The organism is Devosia sp. SL43 (genome assembly GCF_021729885.1).
In the GTDB taxonomy this organism is placed as follows: domain Bacteria; phylum Pseudomonadota; class Alphaproteobacteria; order Rhizobiales; family Devosiaceae; genus Devosia.
The window spans coordinates 1,793,944-1,811,664 of record NZ_CP063401.1; the positions used below are offsets into that span (position 1 = coordinate 1,793,944).

The window sequence follows — 17,721 nt, forward strand, 5'->3', positions numbered from 1 at the left end:
TCTAGATCACCGCTCCGAGGTGCTGCTTGTAGGTATCAGCAGGGGCAGACAGGCGGCGCGCCCCGATGGCCAGCATGGCCTGATGCTGGCTGAGGTGTAGCCCACCACTCAGATGCTCAAGAAACGCCGTCTTGTGCAGGTGGTCGGTGACCGGCCCCTTGACCTCGGACAGATGCAACCGCACGCCCAGATCGGACAATTGCCGCTGGATGGCCTCTAGGCTTTCGAGCGCTGACATGTCGATGGCGTTGACCGCTGAACACATCAGCACCACGTCCTTGACCGTCGGGTCGGATGCGACCTGGTCGTAGATCAGGTCTTCCAGATAGCGCGCATTGGCAAAGTAGAGGCTTTCGTCGACGCGGATTGAGAGCACGCCGGGGATGGTCTCGACCCGATGGCGCTTGACGTTGCGATAGTGCTCGGTGCCCGGCACCAGCCCGACGACAGCGGCATGGGGACGCGACGAGCGATATAGGAAAATCAGGATCGAGGCGCCGACGCCCAGCGAAATGCCAACCTCCACCCCCAACAACAGCGTGCCCAGTAGCGTGATGGCCACCGCTGCGAAATCGGCCTTCGAATAGGCCCAGGCCCGCTTGAGGATAGAAAAATCCACCAGCGTCAACACTGCGAGTACGATGGTCGCCGCCAGCGTCGCCTTGGGCAGGACGGCGAGGAACGGGGTCAACAGCAGTGTCGCCCCGGCAATGCCGATGGCGGTGAAGGCGCCGGCCGCCGGGGTGGCCGCCCCGGCGTCGAAGTTGACCACCGAGCGGGCAAAGCCGCCGGTCACCGGATAGCCGCCGCCAATGGCTGCAGCCAGGTTCGACGCACCCAGCCCGATCAGTTCCTGGTTCGGATCTATGCGCTCCCGCCGCTTGGCGGCGAGGGTCTGGGCTACCGAGATGGATTCGACGAATCCAACGACCGAGATGATCAGCGCCGGCAGCAGCAGCGCCTGCATCGTGTCGAGATTGAAGCGAGGCAGCGACAGCATCGGCAGGCCCTGCGGTACCTCACCGACCAGCGCAACACCCTTGCTGCCGAGGTCGAACATCGCAGACCAGGCCATGGTGAGGAAGACTACGAACACCGGACCGGCCCGTACGATGACCGTGGCCACGCCTTTGGGCAGGCCGAAGCGATTGAGCCAATTCTTGAGGTCGAGCCGGATCCACAGCAACAGCGCCAGTGCCACAACCCCGACAGCCACAGTGTTCCAGTTGATGGAACCGACATTTTGCACAATCGAGGTTACCAGTTGCGGCAGCGCATGGCCCTCGGTCTTGATGCCGAGCAGACCACCCACCTGGCTGGTGGCGATGATCAGACCCGATGCGGTGATGAAGCCAGAGATCACCGGATGGGAGAGGAAGTTGGCGATGAAGCCAAGCCTGAACAGGCCCATTACCGTCAGCATGACACCCGACAGCAAGGCCAGCAGGATGGCCGCGCTGGCATAGTCGGCCGTACCTTCGACCGCCAGCTTCCCGACGGCAGCGGCCGTCATCAGCGAGACGACCGCCACGGGGCCGACGGCCAGTGCCGATGATGTGCCGAAGATCGCATAGGCGACCAGCGGCAGCACCGAGGCATAAAGACCCACTTCCGGCGGCAGGCCGGCCAGCAGCGCATAGGCCAGCGACTGCGGGATCAGCATGATGGTGACGATGACCGCTGCGACGAGGTCGCTGGTCAGCGTCTGCCGGTTATAGCGCCGGCCCCAGTCGAGAATGGGGAAGTAGGTCTTGAGATTCATCCGTCTTACTTGGACAGCGTGGCGTAGAGGCTGCCGGCGCGGGCGCCGGAGCGGCAATAGCCGAGCATCGGCTTGGGCATCTTCTTCCAGGCGTCATGGAAACGGATGATCTGTCCCTCGCCCAACCCGCCGGACACGGGAATGTGGACGATTTGCAGCCCCAGCGTCTCGGCAGCGCGGGCCACCTCGTTGAAGCTGGGCTGTCCCTGCTCCTCGTTGTCGGGTCGCGCACAGACGATGGACTTGTATCCGGCATCGGAGACAGACTGGACCTGCTCGGGCGTAATCTGGCCTGTGACGGCAAAACTGTCGTCGACCTTGCGAACGTTCATGGTGTTGGCCTTGGATTTGAAAAGGGAGAACATGTTGGGGGCTTTCTGAAGTTGCTCCTCCCCTCGCAGGAACGAAGGGAGCCGAGCTGCGACTGGGGGACAGCTACAGCCCGTTAACGGGAACCTTGAGATAGGTCTTGCCGTCGGTGTCCTTGGGCGGCAGCCGGCCGGCGCGCATGTTGACCTGCAGCGACGGAATGATCAGCTTGGGCATGGTGAGCGTGGCGTCACGCGCCTCGCGCATACGGACGAAGGTGTCCTCGTCGGTGCCGTGCCCGACATGGATATTGTGGTCGATCTCATCGCCAACGGTGGTCTCCCACTGGATGTCACGCCCATTGGGGCCGTAGTCGTGGCACATGAACAGGCGCGTCTCGCGCGGCAGAGCCAGCACGCGCTGGATCGACCGGTAGAGCGTACGCGCATCCCCGCCAGGAAAATCGGCGCGGGCCGAGCCGCCATCGGGCATGAACAGCGTATCGCCCACAAAGGCGGCGTCGCCCGCCACATGGGTCATGCAGGCCGGGGTGTGGCCCGGCGTGTGCATCGCATAGACGGTCAGCCCGCCGATCTGATAGCTGTCACCGTCCTTGAACAGGCGGTCGAACTGGCTGCCATCGCGCTGGAATTCGGTGCCCTCGTTGAACACCTTGCCAAAGGTGTCCTGCACAATGGTGATGTTCTCGCCGATCCCCAGCTTGCCGCCGAGCTTGCTCTGGATATAGGGCGCGCCCGACAGGTGGTCGGCATGCACGTGCGTCTCGATCAGCCATTCGAGCTTGAGCTCGTGCTCCTCGATATAGGCGATGATTTTGTCTGCACCATCATAGGTGATCCGGCCCGCTGCATAGTCAATGTCCATGACGCTGTCGATGACAGCGCAGGCATTGGAATCGGGATCTTTGACCACATAGCTGATGGTATTGGTCGGGGCGTCGAAGAAGGCGGTAACCTCCGGCTTGGCCGAGAGATCGGGCGTAAAGGGAAGTTTGCTCATCGCGGTTTCCTTTCCAGGGGTCAGGCGGTTTGCGTCGCGCGGGATTCCAGCGCGAGGCGGACAGTGCGGGCGGCGAAGATTCCCGCCAGCATGGTGCCGACGAAGATCCAGACCGAGCTCTCCCCCAGGCCCAGCGCCGGAATGGCGCCGCCGGGACAGAAGCCGGACATCCCCCAGCCCACGCCGAAAATGGCGGAGCCGGCGATCAGCGGCAGATCGAGCTTTCGCCCGGTCGGCAGGTGGAATCGGGCTTCCACAACAGGCCTGTCGCGCCGCAGCACGATGCGATAGCCGATGGCGGTAACCACAAGGGCACTGGCCATGACCAGCGCCAGGGAGAGGTCCCAGCTGCCGGCGAAGTCAAAGAAGTTCAGCACCTTGGCCGGGTTGGACATGCCCGAAAGTGCCATGCCGGTGCCAAAGACCAGGCCGATCAGGCCGGCAATGATGGTCCGCTGCATCACAGGCCTCCCATCACATGCCGGGTGACGAAAACGGTCGCCGCAGTCGTCGCCATGAAGATGGCTGTGGCGGCGATCGAGCGCGGCGACAACCGCGCCAGGCCGCAGACGCCGTGGCCCGAAGTACAACCGGAGCCGAAATAGACGCCTACGCCCACGATCAGCCCGCTGACCGCCAGCCAGGAGGTAGGGACCGGACTGTCGAACCCAATCGCCTGGCCGGACAGCATCACGATCAGCATAGGCGCCACGATGGCACCGGCGATGAACGCGGCGCGCCAGCCCCAGTCCGCTGCAATGGGCGGCAACAGGCCCGTCAGGATGCCGGTCATCCCGGCGATGCGGCCATGAAAGGCCATGAGTAATACGGCAGAGAGCCCGATCAGCGTGCCGCCAGACAGCGACATGAGAGGGGTGAATTCAGTCATCGGCTCGGAACCTTGCAGGTGGAAAGACCAAGAATGGCGTAGAGGGGGCAGAAGCGGACCAGGGCGGTGACGATCAGCACGACGCCGACGATCACCGAGGCCCACAGCCAGACGGGGTTGGCGAACAGGGCCATGCCCGAAACGAACGGCAGCAGAACCAGCACGGCCCCGATGACAATGCGGGCAATCCGGTCGGGTGTTCCGACATTGATTCTCATGGTGGTGTCCTTGAAGCTTGAGGAAATTCGGCAGATATTGACGTTACTCACAGTCGTATATAAGAACATTCTAATATGATCAAGATGGAAATCGACAAGATGGAGGCCAATGCCGATCAGGCAACGCGCCTCCTCACGGCCATGGCCAACTCAAAGCGGTTGCTGATCCTGTGCAACCTGCTGGAACGGGAGATGAATGTGACGGAGTTGGGCGACAGGGTCGGCTTGGCGCAGTCACCCCTGTCGCAGCACCTGTCCAAGCTGCGCGCCTGGGACTTCGTCAAGACGCGGCGCGATGGCCAGCAGGTCCACTACAGCCTCGCCTCAGATGCGGTGAAGCAGGTGCTGACGACCCTCTACGGGATCTATTGTGCATAAGGAACAGCGCCAATTGGACGACAGGCCGAGCAACGGCCTGCGCAATGTTCGCCATTTGAAGGACTAGTCGTGAAATTTCTGACGTTCAGATGAACCTCATTGGCGCAGCTGGCGCCGCTTCACCCAACTGAGTCATCGCCGTTTACCAGCAGCAGAATCCGCCATCGACCAGCAGGTCGATGCCTGTCACGTAATTCGCCGCATTGGACAGAAGGAAGACCGCCGGCCCCACCATTTCATTGACATGGGCCATCCGTTGCATTGGCGTCTGCTCTTCGAAGGACTTGGTCTGGTGCACCATTTCGGGGCGGGTGTTCATCGGCGTTGCGGTGTAACCAGGGCTGATCGTGTTGACGCGGATACCGCGCCCGACCCATTCCATCGCCATCGACTTGGACATGTGGATCACGCCAGCCTTGGACGCATTATAGTGGCATTGGTTGAGCCCGCGGTTGACGATCACCCCCGACATCGAGGCGATGTTGACAATCGCGCCGCGCCCATGCGCCAGCATGGCCCGCGCCTCGGCCTGGCAGGACAGGAAGACGCCCTTGAGGTTGATGTCCATCATGGTCTGGAACTGACTCTCTTCCATGTCCTCGGCGGCGTTGGCATTGGCGATGCCTGCAGCATTCACCGCCAGGCTTAGTGCGCCCAACTCGGCCTCAGTGCGGGCCACGGCATCATTGAGTGCGGCGCTACTGGTGACGTCAGCCGCGATCTGGATGCTGCGACGGCCGGCCCGGGCGATGAATTCGGCGGTGGTGGCCAGCCCGTCATCGGTGCGGCGGTCGAGCAGGGCGACATCGGCGCCACATTGTGCCAGCCCCATGGCGATGCGCTGGCCAATGCCGCTGCCGGCACCGGTGACCAGGGCGACATTCCCCGTGAGATCAAACAGGGTCGGCGCATTGAGCGTGATGTCGGCCATCGTCTAGTATTCCTTGTTCAACTTGTCGCCAGTTCCATGACCGAGACGTCATTGGCGTCCTTCCGGTCCAGAATTCCAGCCTGCTTTCCATGCGCCATGACCATGACGCGGTTCGAGACGCCCAGGACCTCTTCGAGGTCCGAACTCACGACAATCACGGCAACGCCCTGCCGGGCCAGGTCCATGATCGTGTCATAAATGGAGGATCGCGCGCCGACATCGATGCCACGCGTCGGTTCATCCAGCACCACGACCTGTGGATTGCGCGCGAGCCACTTGGCCAGCACGACCTTCTGCTGGTTGCCCCCGGACAGCTCGCCGGCATCCTGGCCGCCACGGCCCTTGACGCCAAACCGGGCAATGAAGGTATCGGCAAACTGGGCCAGCTGGCCCGACGTCACCACGCCGCGCCGCGACACAGTGTCGAGATTGGCATAGCCGATGTTCTCGGCAATTGAATGGTCGAGCACTAGGCCCTGCAATTTGCGGTCTTCCGGCACCAGCACGACGCCGTTCCGGATCGCCTCGGCCGGTGAGCGTGGCGTTATGTCCTTGCCGTGCAGGATGACTTGTCCCCTGGCAATCGGATCGGCGCCGGCAATCGCGCGCACCAGCTCGGTTCTGCCAGCGCCAACCAGCCCGGCGATGCCGAAGACTTCGCCCTGCCTCACCTGGAAGTTGATGTCGTTGAAGGTACCCAAAGGTGAGGCAAGATCGCGGACCTCGAGAACCACCTCGTCGCTCGGCGTGGGTATGGCCGGGAACATCCGATCCAGGGAGCGGCCAACCATCGCTTCCACGATGGTCCGCACAGGCACGTCACCGCTGTCGAACTCCTGCACCTTGGAGCCGTCCCGCATGACCACGACACGATCGGCAATCTGGTGAATTTCGTCCAGCCGGTGGGAGATATAGACGATCCCGACGCCAGCCGCTTTGAGGCGCTCGATCTGCCGGAACAGCAACTGGGTTTCCTCGCCGCCCAACGCCGCCGTCGGCTCGTCCAGAATCAGCAGCTTGGCATTGAGGGTTAGCGCCTTTGCGATCTCGATCAATTGCTGGTTCGCCGTCGACAGCCCTTCGACCAGCCGGCTTGGCGATATCTCAAGGCCAAGCCGCTGCAGGCCCGCGTAGGCCCGCTCCTCCATCGCCTTGCGATCAATCCGCCCGCCGCGCATCAGGTAGCGCCCGACAAACACGTTCTCGGCGATCGACAATTGCGGAAGGAGCCGCAGTTCCTGGTGGATCATCCCGACGCCGGCATCAATCGCGGCGCGCGGATTGGCCGGGGCATAGGGCGCCCCGAGCCAGGTCATGTCACCCGAACTAGCCTGAACAGCGCCGGAAACAATGCTCGACAATGTCGACTTTCCGGCGCCGTTCTCGCCCAGCAGCGCCACAACCTCGCCTGCGCGGACGTCGAGATCGACACCGTGCAGAACCTCAAGAGATCCGTAGGATTTTCGGATCTGCCGCAGGGTGAGGATGGGAGCGGTATCGCTCGCGGTCATGGCGCTACTTTCTTCCGATCAGGGATGCTCGGCGACAAACTCGGCGGCATTCTCCGGCGTTGTCAGGAAGCCGGGCAGCAGCTGCTCGGCCGGCAGCGTTTCACCGGCAGCCAGCTTGATGGCGCTGTCGACGGCCAGACGGCCGATGCCGCGCACCTGCTGGGTCGCGGTGGCGTCGAAGCCACCTTCGGCCAGGATCGGCAGTGCGGTCGTGTCACCGTCGAAGCCGCCGATATAGACGCGCTGCGCGACGCCCGAAACCTTCACGGCCTGGGCCGCGCCAAGGGCAAGACCATCGGCCTGGGCGAAGATGAGCGTGACTTCAGGGTTGGCCTGCAGCAGGTTCTGCCCGATATTGAGGCCTTCGGCCTGCGACCACTGCTCGCTCCACTGCTCGGCGACCAGCTCGACGCCCGGATTCTCCGAGATCGCCTGCATGCAGCCCTTGGTGCGTTCGACTTCCGGGGTCGTGCCCTTCTGGCCGTGGATCATGATCATCTGGCCCGCGCCGCCGGCCAGGCCGATGATGTGCTTGCACACTTCGTAGGCCGAGGTGGCGTTGTCGGTGGCAATGAACGTGTCGCCCGGCGCTTCGTCCGCATTGCGGTCGACGTTGACGACAGGAATACCGGCTTCCTTGGCGAGGCGTGTCGGCACGGCGGCGGCGGCGGCGCCAGCCGGGATATAGATGAAGGCGTCGATCTCCTGGGTCAGCAGGTCTTGCACCTGGCTCACCTGGGTGGCGCTATCGTTCTTGGCATCGACCGTGATGACCTCAATCCCCAGTTCAGCCGCATAGGCCTCGACGCCGATCTTGATCTGGTTGAAGTAGTCGGCCTGCAGGTTCGAGACGGCGAGGCCGATTTTCTTGACCTCGGCAGCCGATGAGGCGAGCGGGCTGAGCGCAGTCGTCGCCAGGATGGCGGCCATGATGGCAGTCTTGAGCTTCATGATGTTTCTCCTCCGTTGATTCCGGTATCCGCATTGGCGGGACCGAAGCTTTTGCCTGGCGTTGAGCCCGGCGATTGACCGGCGGCTAAACCGCCGGTTATTGGCAGGCGCCAAATTCGCTATCTCTTCTTGAAGGCCTCCGCACCGACCGCTAGGGCGATGACGACGCCGATGACCACGGCCTGGGTGAAGGGCGACACGCCCAGCAGGTTGAGCCCGTTGCGCAGCACGCCGATGATCAGAACGCCGACAATCGTTCCCACGACGCCGCCCTTGCCGCCCGACAGGCTCGTCCCGCCGATGACGACGGCCGCGATCGTGTCGAGTTCATAGGTCACGCCCGCCGTCGGCTGCACCGAGTCCAGCCGCATGGCCAGCACAATGCCCGCCAGACCCGCCAACAAGCCCGAGACCACGTAGACGCCGATGGTGAACAACGAGACGTTGATCCCGGCCAGGCGCGCCACTTCGGGATTGCCGCCAATGGCATAGAGCGAACGGCCGCCGCGCGTGAACCGCAGGTAGAGCCAGCCCAATAGGAATACCACCAGCATGATGGCGACAGTGGCTGTGAGGAAACCGCCATAACGATTGTAGGCTAGGAGGCTGAACCAGGACGGAAAGCCCACGATCTGCTGGCCATCGGTGATCATGTTGGCGAGGCCGCGCGCCACCGACATCATGGCCAGCGTAGCAATGAAGGCTGGCACCTTGAAGATGGTGATCAGCCCGCCGGAGACGGCGCCGCTTGCCGCCGCGACCAGCAGCGCCAGGACCATGGCGATGGGGAATGGGTAGCCCAACTGGTTGGAAAGGTACCCCATCACCATCATCGCCAAAGCGAGGACCGATCCAACCGCCAGGTCGATGCCGCCAATCAGGATGACCAGCGTCATCCCGACGGCCATGATCCCCAGCACGGTGATCTGGTCGAGGATGTTGAGCACGTTGCGCACCGACATGAACTTGTCGGTGGCGAAGGTCAGGAACAGGCAGAGCAGGATGAGGCCGATCAGCGGCCCCGTCGCGCCTTTGAGAGCCGACATCGCTACGCGCGCGGCCCCTCCCTCCTCGCGATCCTTCACCGATGCAAGCATCACGGCTCCTCCTCCCGCATTCGATCTACCGTTTCGCAAACCGATACGCATATTTATTCAAGTACGTCTGTAAATGCGTAGCCGATCAGCGCCCACCGTGTCAACATGAATCCCCAATGCTGGATTTTGGTCGAGGCTGCCATTTTCGCTTGACTTGCTTGGGCGTCGCGCAAATATATGGGCAACAGTATATTTATGCACAACGAGAAAATCATGCAGCCGAACGATCTCGAGCGCATCGCCCGCCAGATTCGCCGCCGCGACCTGCAAGCCGTCTACGAAGCCGGTGCCGGCCATATCGGCGGAGAAATGTCGGCCATCGACATCCTGACGGCGCTGTATTTTCACGTGCTCAGGATTTGGCCTGACCAGCCCCGGCACCCCGATCGCGACCGCTTCGTGCTGTCAAAGGGGCACACGGCCTGTGCACTTTACGTGACACTGGCCAAGCGCGGCTTCATCCCCGAGGAAGAGATTTCCACGTTCCTCAAGCCGCATTCCCGGCTGAACGGTCATCCCAATACGAACAAGGTTCCGGGCGTCGAGACCAATACCGGTCCGCTCGGACACGGCCTGCCGGTCGCCGTCGGCATGGCCAAGGCCGCCAAGATAATGGGGGCCCGCTATCATACCTACGTCCTGACCGGTGATGGCGAGATGCAGGAAGGCTCGAACTGGGAGGCGATTTCGGCAGCTACCCAGTTTCGCCTCGACAACCTCACGCTGATCATCGACCACAACCGTTTCCAGCAGGGCGCCTCGCTCAGCGACACCAACGATCTGGCGCCGTTCCGCAGCAAGCTCGAAGCTTTCGGCTGGCACGTGTCGGAGATCAACGGCAACGCCATGTCCGAAGTGGTGCCGGCGCTGCAGCACCGGAGCCAGGGCCCGCATGCCATCGTCGCCCATACCAACAAGGGCCATGGCATTTCATTCATGCAGGATCGGGTCGATTGGCATCACAAGGTGCCCAATGCCGAACAATACCAGCTCGCCCTGGCCGAGCTGTCGGAGACTTTGTGATGAACGCGGTGACCAACTCCCCCAAACTGCATGACTGCCGCGACGCGTTCACGGCCATGCTCGAACGGCTTGGCGCGGAGAACGAGCGGATCGTCGCCGTCTGCAACGACTCCGTCGGCTCGTCCAAGCTTGTTGGCTTCAAGGCCAAATGGCCCGGGCGGCTGGTCAATGTGGGCATCGCCGAACAGAACATGGTCGGCGTCGGTGCCGGTCTCGCCAATGGCGGCCTGCTGCCCTTCGTCTGCGCGGCGTCGTGCTTTCTGACAGGCCGTTCCCTCGAGCAGATCAAGGCGGACATCGCCTATTCCAATGCCAACGTGAAGCTGGTCGGCATTTCCTCGGGCATGGCCTATGGCGAGTTGGGCCCCACCCATCACTCGATCGAGGATTTTGCCTGGACCCGCGTCCTGCCGAACCTGCCGGTCATCGCCCCCTGCGATTCCATCGAGACCGCAGCGGCCACCGAGTGGGCGGCCAGCTACCAAGGCCCGGTTTTCCTGCGCCTGTCGCGCGTCGGCGTACCGGACCTGCTGCCCGCAGGGCATAAGTTCGAGCTCGGCAAGGCCAACCTGTTGCGCGACGGCAATGCCGTGACCCTGATCGCCAATGGCACCCTGACCCATCGGATGATGAAAGCCGCAGATCTCCTGGCGACCAAGGGGATCGAGGCACGCGTCCTGAACATGGCGACCGTCCGGCCGATCGACGTGGAAGCCGTGGTCGCCGCCGCGCGCGACACCGGAGCCATCGTAACGGCCGAGGAGCATTCCATCTATGGCGGCCTGGGTTCTGCCATTGCCGAGGTCGTCGTCGCCGAGTCACCGGTACCCATGAAGATCCTGGGCGTACCGGGCATTTTCGCCCCGACCGGCTCGGCCGAATTCCTGCTCGACGAATTCGGCATGGCGCCGGCGGCCATCGCCGAAGCCGCGATTGTACTCATCGCGCGGAAGGCTTCTCGCGCGTGACCCTCGCGCGCTACCTTCTGCGCCGGGCACGGTAAGTCCTCCCGACTACCGTGCCCACTTCCTACCGCTGCCGGAGTTGCGATGATCCCCGCCATCCTAGCCATCGACCAGGGTACGACCAATTCCAAGGCGGTGCTCGTCTCCACGTCAGGGCAAATCCTGGCGCGTGGTTCGTCCCCCGTGGGGGTCGTGCATCCACATCCCGGCTGGGTGGAACAATCACCACTGCGGGTCTGGACATCGGTGCAGGAGGCGATTGCCGCCTGCCTCAAGTCCGGGCCGGACGTCGACATCGTCGGAATCGGTATCTCAAACCAGCGTGAATCGGTGACCGCCTGGGACGCGAAAACGGGCGAACCGCTTGGTCCGGTGGTCAGCTGGCAATGCCGACGCACGGCCGATGCCTGTGCCGGCCTGGTCGCGGCCGGCCATGCCGAGCGGGTGCAGGCGCTCACCGGTCTGCCCATCGATCCAATGTTTCCCGGCCCTAAGATGCGGTGGCTGCTCGACTTTGTGCCTGATGGCCGCGATGTCCGCCTTGGCACCATAGACGCCTGGCTGATCCATTGCCTGACAGCCGGCGCAGTCCATGCCTGCGACGCCTCCAATGCGGCACGCAGCCAGCTCTACGACCTGAGCGCCCAGTGCTGGAGCGACGAGCTCTGCGCTCTATTCGGCGTGCCTGAATCCATGCTTCCCGCCGTGCATGACAGTTCCGCGCGCTTCGGCGTCACCAGGAATGTGCCCGGCTTGCGCGACGGCATTCCCATCTGTTCGACGATCGGCGACAGCCACGCAGCTTTGTTCGGCCACGGTGCATTTCATCCTGGTGACGGCAAGGTGACATTTGGCACCGGATCATCGGTGATGACGACCCTGCCCGGCTTCGTGGCACCACAACGCGGCATTACCACGACGATCGCCTGGGCCATTGACGGCCGACCGACCTACGCCTTCGAAGGCAACATCCTCGTGTCCGCAGCGGCCCTGCCCTGGATGGCCGACATGCTCGGCCTGGCGGACGTGCAGGCATTGACGGACCTGGCGGCCACTGCTGAGCCGGGTGGTCCGGGCTTCGTTCCGGCCTTTGTGGGGCTGGGTGCGCCACATTGGCAGGCCAATGCGCGAGCGCTGTTTTCCGGCATCGACTTTGGCACGACCCGGGCGCAGATGGCGCGCGCGGTTACCGACTCCATTGCCTTCCAGGTCCACGACGTCTTCGCTGCCATGTCCGCGCAATCACCAACTGCGCTCGGTCATCTCTATGTCGATGGCGGCCCAAGCCAGAACAGCTTCCTGATGCAATGCGTGGCCGACATCATCGATCATGGCCTGATCCAGTGCGACGCGCCCGAGGCCTCGGCATTGGGGGCCGCTTATCTGGCCGGCCTTTCGCTGGAAATCTGGCCCGATCTGCCAGCGATCGCGGCACTGCCGCGGGCCGAGCATCTGCTGTCGCCGCGCGCCACCGATTCTGCAGGACAATTGTCGATTTGGCGGGATGCCATCTATCGCGCATCGCTGCCAAAAGCTAAGTCTGAGGGTGAATAAAAATTCACACCTGGAGGCGTCGATGGGGCGGATCAATGAGTTGCGGCTGATTGCCCGGGTAGCGCAGATGTACCATGTCGAGCACAAGCGACAGGCCGAGATCGCCGACGTGCTGCGCATGTCGCAGGCCACGGTGTCGCGCATGCTCAAGCGTGCCGAGCAGGAGGACATTGTCCGCACCACGGTCATCCCGCCGGCGGGCACCTTTGCCGAGCTGGAAACCGCGTTGCGGGAACGCTACGGCCTGACTGAGGCCATCGTCATCGACTGCTCCGAGGACCGCGACGGCGCCATCATGGCGCGCATCGGCGAGGCCGCGGCGCATTTTCTCGAAATCACCCTGCAGCAGGACGAGATCATCGGCGTCTCCAGCTGGAGCCAGACCATCCTGCGCATGGTGGACAACATCCACCCCATGAAGGGCACTCACGCGCGCTACATCGTACAGACGCTTGGGGGCATGGGCGCACCATCGGTGCAGACCCATGCGACGCAGCTGACCGCCCGCCTGGCCAAGCTCACTGGCGGCGAGGCGCGTGTGCTGCCAGTGCAGGGCGTGACATCGTCGCGCGAAGCCAAGCTGGTCATGCTGGCCGACCCCTTTGTGCGCGAGACGATGGACCTGTTCGACCGGATCAGCCTGGCCATTGTCGGCATCGGCGCGGTCGAGCCGTCCGAACTGCTGGCGCGCTCAGGCAACGTCTTCTCGCCGCAGGAGCTGGCGACGCTGAACGAGGCGGGCGTGGTTGGGGAAATCTCGCTGCGCTTTTACGACAAGACCGGCAAGCAGGTCAAAACGCCGCTCGACGAGCGGGTGATCGGCATCACCCTCGAAGAACTGACCAAAGCGGATCGCGTCATGGCACTGGCCGGCGGCGAATCCAAGACCAATGCGATTGCCGGCGCCCTCAAGCTCGGCGTCATCGATGTGCTGGTCACAGACAAGTTTACCGCAGCCCGCCTGACGGCCTGAGCCCTTCGGGCCTCCGTCCGGCGCGTTGCCATGATGGAGAAGAGGCATGACTCGGTTTGCGGAACAGACGGTGTTCGTCACAGGCGGCAACAAGGGCATTGGCCGAGGCATCGCCACCCGCTTCGCCCAGGAGGGCGCCAGGGTCGCCATCGCGGCCATCGAGCCCGACACGCCAACGATTGCCGCTGAGCTGGCGCAGGAAACCGGTGCCCAGGTGCTGGGGCTGACACTTGATGTCACCGATGCGAAGGCCGTGCGCGAGGCCTATGGCGAAGTCGAGGCCAAGCTCGGGCCGCTTTCGATATCGGTGCAGAATGCTGGCGTCATCACCATCGCCAAGGTCGAGAACCTGAGCGAGCGGGAATGGGATCTGAACCTCGACGTCAATACCAAGGGCGTCTTCCTGTGCTGCCAGGAGGCGATCCGCCGGTTTCGCGCCAGCGGTATCAAGGGCCGCCTGGTCAACACGGCATCGGGTCAGGCCCGCGATGGGTTCATCTACACGCCCCATTACGCAGCGTCCAAATTCGGCGTCATGGGCCTTACGCAAAGCCTGGCCAAAGAGGTGGCGCGCGAAGGCATCACGGTCAACGCGATCTGCCCCGGCATCATCCATACAGAGATGTGGGACTATAACGACCGCGTCTGGGGGCAGATGCTTGGAGATTATGGACCCGGCGAATTGATGCATGAATGGGTGCGCGGCATCCCCATGGGCCGCGCCGGAACGCCCGCCGAAGTCGGTGCTCTGGTGGCATTTCTGGCATCTCCCGATGCGGCCTACATCACGGGCCAAACCATCAATGTCGATGGTGGCTTGATCATGTCCTGAGCAGGCCTATTGCCGCAGGATCTTTGCCATCGGCCTGCCCTTGGCCAGCTCGTCCACCAGCTTGTCGAGATAGCGTATCTCCCGCATCGTGGGTTCCTCAATGTCCTCCACCCGAACACCACAGACGACGCCGGTAATCAGCGCGCGCGATGGATTCATCTTGGGCGCCTGCGCGAAGAAGTCCTCGAAGCTGGTCTTGTTTGACAGCTCATCACTCAAACCTGCCTGACTGTGGCCCGTCAGCCAGCAGATGATCTCGTCAACCTCGGCTTTGCTGCGTCCCTTCCGCTCCGCCTTGGCGACGTAGTGGATGTAAACGCTCGCCACGCTCATCGCGTAAATGCGGTGGTTCTTGGTTTCCATGGTCGCTTCCTGCTCAAGAGCGGTCGATCGATGTCTGGCGTGCGCTTGCCACACTTGAATGGTACAGCATGCCCAACCACACCAGCTGGATCAACCCGATGAAGACCTACACTTTCCCGACCACCGACCGCCCCGTCTCCAGCGTCATTCTGGGCCTGATGCGCATCGCCAGGATGAGCAATGCCGAAATCCAGCAACTGGTTGGCGCCGCCCGCGATGCCGGCATCAATGTGATCGACCATGCCGACATCTATGGCGGCGAGCGTCATCTCTGCGAAGCCCGCTTCGGCGAGGCCATCACCCTATCATCCGCCGAACGCGATCAACTGTTCATCCAGAGCAAGGTCGGCATCCGCAAGGGCTTCTTCGACTTCTCCAGCGAGCACATCCTCAAGACTGTCGACGAATCCCTCGCCGCCCTCAAGACCGACTATCTCGACCTGCTGCTGCTCCACCGCCCCGATACCCTCGTCGAGCCCGAGGACGTCGCCGTCGCCTTCGATAAGCTCAAGGCCTCCGGCAAAGTCCGCCACTTCGGCGTCTCCAACCACACACCCGGCCAGATCGAACTGCTCAAGCGCTCGCTCAACGTGCCGCTGGTGGCCAACCAGGTGCAGCTCAGCATCACCCATGCACCACTTTTCGCCCAGGGCATCGCCGCCAACATGACCGGCCTCGACCAGTCGATCAGCCGCGATATCGGCCTGCTCGACTATTCGCGCCTCAACGACATGATGCTGCAGGCCTGGTCGCCCTTTCAGAAGGCCTTCTTCGACGGCGTCTTCCTCGGCGATCGCGAAAACTTCGCCGAGCTCAACGACGCCATCGACGAGATCGCCGCCAGCTATGGCGTCACCCCGACCGGCATTGCCGTGGCCTGGATCACCCGCCATCCGGCCAATATCCAGGTCGTGCTCGGCACCACCAAGCCCAGCCGCGTCATCGAAGCCGCCGCCGGCTCATCGGTGCCGCTGACCCGCCAGGAATGGTACCGCCTGTTCACCGCAGCCGGCCACACCCTGCCCTGACCGCTACGGTTCGGCTGGGGCGTAACCCGCATCCTGCCGAACCGCCATCGCCCGCCGCGCACCCCGGCCCGGAATCGCCGCCAGCAGCGTCTTGGTATAATCGTGCTGCGGATTGCGGAAAATCGCCTCCGTCGGCCCGATCTCGACGATCTTCCCCGCCTGCATCACCGCCACCCGATCACTGATATTGGCGATCACCCCCAGGTCGTGGCTGACGAACATATAGGTCAGCCCCAGCTCGGCCTGCAGCCCCTTCATCATGTTGATGATCTGCGTCTGCACAGACACATCGAGCGCCGACACCGCCTCGTCGGCAATCACCAGCCGCGGGTCCGACGCCAGCGCCCGCGCGATGGCGATACGTTGCCGCTGCCCGCCCGAAAACGCATGCGGATAGCGCTCGGCATAGTCGGGGCTCAATCCCACCTTCGCCAGCAGCCCCTGCACCTTGTCCTCGATCTCGGCCGCGCCATACCCGCCATTGACCTGCAACACCTCGCCGATGATATCGCGCACCCGCATCCGCGGATTGAGCGACCCCGTCGGGTCCTGGAACACCATACGAATATCGGTGCGCAACCGCTTTGCCGTCGCCCCCTTCGCCGCCAGCAGATCGATCGACCCATCGCCATCGGCAAACTGCACCGCGCCACCATCGGCCTGATGCAGCCCCACAATCGTCTGCCCCAGCGTAGACTTGCCGCAGCCGCTCTCACCCACCAGCCCCAGTGTCTCGCCCGGGTAAATCTCGAACGAGACATCGTTGACCGCCTCGACCTTCCCCACCTGGCGCTGGAAGAAGCCGGCGCGAATGGGGAAATGCTTGTGCAGGTTGCGCACGCTGAGCAACGGCTCAGCGCCTACCGCAGGCCGTGCCGCCACCGGCGCTGGCATTGCCGCCTGCGCTGCGGGTCGCACAAACTCGGCCGCGCGCGGCCCATAGGCATGGCACGCCGCAATGTGCTCATTGCCGAAATCCGTCAGCCCCACCGGCACGACATTGCAGATTCCCGCCACCGCCCAGTCGCAGCGCGTATGAAACGAGCATCCCGCCGGTCGCAATGCCGGTGGCGGCACCATGCCGGGAATCGCCCTAAGCGGCGCCTTGAAATCCCCATCCAGACGGGGCATCGAGGCCAGCAGCCCGCGCGTATAAGGATGCTTGGGATGCTCCAGCACCTCCTGCACCGGCCCGCGCTCGACTATCTTGCCCAGATACATCACCGCCACTTCGTCGGCGATCTCCGCGACCACACCAAGGTCGTGGGTGATGAACAGCACCGCCATGCCGGTCTCGCGCTGCAATCGCGCCAGCAGGTCAAGGATATTGGCCTGCGTCGTCACATCCAGCGCCGTCGTCGGCTCGTCGGCGATCAGCAAGCGCGGCTGGTTGATCAGCGCCATGGCGATCATGGCGCGCTGCCGCTGGCCGCCCGACAGCTGGAACGTATAGCTGTCATAGCGCCGCGCCGGCTCCGGCATCCCCACCTGCTCGAGCATCGCAATCCCGGCCGCCCGCGCCTCCGCCTTGCTCACCTTGCGATGCAGCGTCAGCGCTTCGCTGATCTGGTTGCCGATAGTGTAGAGCGGCGACAGGAATGTCATCGGCTCCTGGTGGATCATGGCGATATCGGCGCCGCGCACATGCTGCATGACCGGGCTCGACGGCTTGGTCGCAGCGATATCGAGCACCGTGCCATCAGGTTGGCGCAGATTGATCGTCCCACCCGAAACCCGGCCGGGATGATCGATCACCTGCAGGATCGCCTTGGCCGTCACCGACTTGCCGCAGCCACTTTCGCCGACGAGGCAGAGCGTCTTGCCGGCGGGAATATCGAGACCGAGCCCCGTCACCACCTCGACGGACCCCGCGAAGGTGATCTTGAGGTCGCGGATTTCTACGAGGTTATCCATGCG

At 63.4% G+C, this 17,721-nt stretch carries 19 protein-coding genes; 7 read left to right on the forward strand and 12 right to left on the reverse strand.

The genetic code is table 11. From position 1 onward, the window contains the following. Position 1: 1 nt before the first annotated feature. From IM737_RS08790 to IM737_RS08815, 6 genes are all read right to left on the reverse strand, one after another. Positions 2 to 1,762: a SulP family inorganic anion transporter gene (locus IM737_RS08790; protein ID WP_236899539.1), complete on the reverse strand. Its 1,761-nt coding sequence runs from the start codon at positions 1,760 to 1,762 to the stop codon at positions 2 to 4. Between the two features lie 5 nt (positions 1,763 to 1,767). Continuing rightward, the gene (locus IM737_RS08795; protein ID WP_236899540.1) at positions 1,768 to 2,127 is read right to left on the reverse strand and encodes a beta-lactamase hydrolase domain-containing protein; all 360 of its coding nucleotides are present in this window, start codon (positions 2,125 to 2,127) and stop codon (positions 1,768 to 1,770) included. 70 nt (positions 2,128 to 2,197) lie between these two features. After that, positions 2,198 to 3,091 (reverse strand): MBL fold metallo-hydrolase, encoded by an 894-nt coding sequence (locus IM737_RS08800; protein ID WP_236899541.1) that lies wholly within the window; start codon positions 3,089 to 3,091, stop codon positions 2,198 to 2,200. A 20-nt stretch (positions 3,092 to 3,111) separates the two neighbouring features. Next, positions 3,112 to 3,552 carry a DUF6691 family protein gene (locus IM737_RS08805; protein WP_236899542.1) on the reverse strand — a complete coding sequence of 147 codons (441 nt, stop codon included), beginning with the start codon at positions 3,550 to 3,552 and terminating at the stop codon, positions 3,112 to 3,114. Next, positions 3,552 to 3,980 carry a YeeE/YedE family protein gene (locus IM737_RS08810; protein ID WP_236899543.1) on the reverse strand — a complete coding sequence of 143 codons (429 nt, stop codon included), beginning with the start codon at positions 3,978 to 3,980 and terminating at the stop codon, positions 3,552 to 3,554. The genes IM737_RS08805 and IM737_RS08810 overlap by 1 nt, the downstream gene beginning before the upstream one ends. Beyond that, complete coding sequence (locus tag IM737_RS08815) at positions 3,977 to 4,198, reverse strand: YgaP family membrane protein (protein WP_236899544.1); 222 nt, start codon at positions 4,196 to 4,198, stop codon at positions 3,977 to 3,979. Before IM737_RS08815 ends, IM737_RS08810 begins: the two co-directional genes overlap by 4 nt. 75 nt (positions 4,199 to 4,273) lie before the next feature. Here IM737_RS08815 and IM737_RS08820 point away from each other — a divergent pair, with 75 nt between their 5' ends. Continuing rightward, positions 4,274 to 4,576, forward strand: coding sequence for an ArsR/SmtB family transcription factor (locus IM737_RS08820; protein WP_236899545.1), 303 nt, complete (start codon positions 4,274 to 4,276; stop codon positions 4,574 to 4,576). Between the two features lie 142 nt (positions 4,577 to 4,718). Here the strand turns inward: IM737_RS08820 and IM737_RS08825 are convergent, their stop codons facing one another. The 4 genes from IM737_RS08825 to IM737_RS08840 all read right to left on the reverse strand — a co-directional run bounded on the left by IM737_RS08825 (position 4,719) and on the right by IM737_RS08840 (position 9,066). Beyond that, positions 4,719 to 5,507: an SDR family oxidoreductase gene (locus tag IM737_RS08825; RefSeq protein WP_236899546.1), complete on the reverse strand. Its 789-nt coding sequence runs from the start codon at positions 5,505 to 5,507 to the stop codon at positions 4,719 to 4,721. Positions 5,508 to 5,524: 17 nt separating this feature from the next. Continuing rightward, positions 5,525 to 7,018, reverse strand: coding sequence for a sugar ABC transporter ATP-binding protein (locus IM737_RS08830; RefSeq protein WP_236899547.1), 1,494 nt, complete (start codon positions 7,016 to 7,018; stop codon positions 5,525 to 5,527). Between the two features lie 18 nt (positions 7,019 to 7,036). Continuing rightward, positions 7,037 to 7,969 carry a substrate-binding domain-containing protein gene (locus tag IM737_RS08835; protein WP_236899548.1) on the reverse strand — a complete coding sequence of 311 codons (933 nt, stop codon included), beginning with the start codon at positions 7,967 to 7,969 and terminating at the stop codon, positions 7,037 to 7,039. Positions 7,970 to 8,088: 119 nt separating this feature from the next. Beyond that, positions 8,089 to 9,066 carry an ABC transporter permease gene (locus IM737_RS08840; protein ID WP_236899549.1) on the reverse strand — a complete coding sequence of 326 codons (978 nt, stop codon included), beginning with the start codon at positions 9,064 to 9,066 and terminating at the stop codon, positions 8,089 to 8,091. Between the two features lie 213 nt (positions 9,067 to 9,279). Between IM737_RS08840 and IM737_RS08845 the strand changes: the two genes are divergently transcribed. The 5 genes from IM737_RS08845 (at position 9,280) to IM737_RS08865 (ending at position 14,413) form a co-directional block, all read left to right on the forward strand. Next, positions 9,280 to 10,089 (forward strand): transketolase, encoded by an 810-nt coding sequence (locus IM737_RS08845; protein ID WP_236899550.1) that lies wholly within the window; start codon positions 9,280 to 9,282, stop codon positions 10,087 to 10,089. Next, positions 10,089 to 11,057 carry a transketolase family protein gene (locus IM737_RS08850; protein ID WP_236899551.1) on the forward strand — a complete coding sequence of 323 codons (969 nt, stop codon included), beginning with the start codon at positions 10,089 to 10,091 and terminating at the stop codon, positions 11,055 to 11,057. Before IM737_RS08845 ends, IM737_RS08850 begins: the two co-directional genes overlap by 1 nt. 81 nt (positions 11,058 to 11,138) lie before the next feature. Further along, positions 11,139 to 12,608 carry an FGGY family carbohydrate kinase gene (locus IM737_RS08855; RefSeq protein ID WP_236899552.1) on the forward strand — a complete coding sequence of 490 codons (1,470 nt, stop codon included), beginning with the start codon at positions 11,139 to 11,141 and terminating at the stop codon, positions 12,606 to 12,608. Between the two features lie 22 nt (positions 12,609 to 12,630). Further along, the gene (locus IM737_RS08860) at positions 12,631 to 13,581 is read left to right on the forward strand and encodes a sugar-binding transcriptional regulator (protein WP_236899553.1); all 951 of its coding nucleotides are present in this window, start codon (positions 12,631 to 12,633) and stop codon (positions 13,579 to 13,581) included. A gap of 46 nt (positions 13,582 to 13,627) precedes the next feature. Beyond that, a complete protein-coding gene (locus IM737_RS08865; RefSeq protein ID WP_236899554.1) occupies positions 13,628 to 14,413 on the forward strand; it encodes an SDR family oxidoreductase in 786 nt (261 codons plus the stop codon). Between the two features lie 6 nt (positions 14,414 to 14,419). On the opposite strand, the gene IM737_RS08870 is transcribed toward IM737_RS08865, so the two are convergent. Further along, a complete protein-coding gene (locus IM737_RS08870; RefSeq protein ID WP_236899555.1) occupies positions 14,420 to 14,776 on the reverse strand; it encodes a DUF2200 domain-containing protein in 357 nt (118 codons plus the stop codon). A gap of 68 nt (positions 14,777 to 14,844) precedes the next feature. Between IM737_RS08870 and IM737_RS08875 the strand changes: the two genes are divergently transcribed. Next, the gene (locus tag IM737_RS08875) at positions 14,845 to 15,804 is read left to right on the forward strand and encodes an aldo/keto reductase (protein WP_236899556.1); all 960 of its coding nucleotides are present in this window, start codon (positions 14,845 to 14,847) and stop codon (positions 15,802 to 15,804) included. A gap of 3 nt (positions 15,805 to 15,807) precedes the next feature. On the opposite strand, the gene IM737_RS08880 is transcribed toward IM737_RS08875, so the two are convergent. Next, positions 15,808 to 17,718, reverse strand: coding sequence for an ABC transporter ATP-binding protein (locus IM737_RS08880; protein WP_236899557.1), 1,911 nt, complete (start codon positions 17,716 to 17,718; stop codon positions 15,808 to 15,810). Positions 17,719 to 17,721 lie beyond the last annotated feature (3 nt).

Coding starts and splice junctions, on each gene's coding strand:
- IM737_RS08790 (WP_236899539.1), bottom strand. CDS start 1,762: ATGAATCTCAAGACCTACTTCCCCATTCTCGACTGGGGCCGGCGCTAT.
- IM737_RS08795 (WP_236899540.1), bottom strand. CDS start 2,127: ATGTTCTCCCTTTTCAAATCCAAGGCCAACACCATGAACGTTCGCAAG.
- IM737_RS08800 (WP_236899541.1), bottom strand. CDS start 3,091: ATGAGCAAACTTCCCTTTACGCCCGATCTCTCGGCCAAGCCGGAGGTT.
- IM737_RS08805 (WP_236899542.1), bottom strand. CDS start 3,552: ATGCAGCGGACCATCATTGCCGGCCTGATCGGCCTGGTCTTTGGCACC.
- IM737_RS08810 (WP_236899543.1), bottom strand. CDS start 3,980: ATGACTGAATTCACCCCTCTCATGTCGCTGTCTGGCGGCACGCTGATC.
- IM737_RS08815 (WP_236899544.1), bottom strand. CDS start 4,198: ATGAGAATCAATGTCGGAACACCCGACCGGATTGCCCGCATTGTCATC.
- IM737_RS08820 (WP_236899545.1), top strand. CDS start 4,274: ATGATCAAGATGGAAATCGACAAGATGGAGGCCAATGCCGATCAGGCA.
- IM737_RS08825 (WP_236899546.1), bottom strand. CDS start 5,507: ATGGCCGACATCACGCTCAATGCGCCGACCCTGTTTGATCTCACGGGG.
- IM737_RS08830 (WP_236899547.1), bottom strand. CDS start 7,018: ATGACCGCGAGCGATACCGCTCCCATCCTCACCCTGCGGCAGATCCGA.
- IM737_RS08835 (WP_236899548.1), bottom strand. CDS start 7,969: ATGAAGCTCAAGACTGCCATCATGGCCGCCATCCTGGCGACGACTGCG.
- IM737_RS08840 (WP_236899549.1), bottom strand. CDS start 9,066: ATGCTTGCATCGGTGAAGGATCGCGAGGAGGGAGGGGCCGCGCGCGTA.
- IM737_RS08845 (WP_236899550.1), top strand. CDS start 9,280: ATGCAGCCGAACGATCTCGAGCGCATCGCCCGCCAGATTCGCCGCCGC.
- IM737_RS08850 (WP_236899551.1), top strand. CDS start 10,089: ATGAACGCGGTGACCAACTCCCCCAAACTGCATGACTGCCGCGACGCG.
- IM737_RS08855 (WP_236899552.1), top strand. CDS start 11,139: ATGATCCCCGCCATCCTAGCCATCGACCAGGGTACGACCAATTCCAAG.
- IM737_RS08860 (WP_236899553.1), top strand. CDS start 12,631: ATGGGGCGGATCAATGAGTTGCGGCTGATTGCCCGGGTAGCGCAGATG.
- IM737_RS08865 (WP_236899554.1), top strand. CDS start 13,628: ATGACTCGGTTTGCGGAACAGACGGTGTTCGTCACAGGCGGCAACAAG.
- IM737_RS08870 (WP_236899555.1), bottom strand. CDS start 14,776: ATGGAAACCAAGAACCACCGCATTTACGCGATGAGCGTGGCGAGCGTT.
- IM737_RS08875 (WP_236899556.1), top strand. CDS start 14,845: ATGCCCAACCACACCAGCTGGATCAACCCGATGAAGACCTACACTTTC.
- IM737_RS08880 (WP_236899557.1), bottom strand. CDS start 17,718: ATGGATAACCTCGTAGAAATCCGCGACCTCAAGATCACCTTCGCGGGG.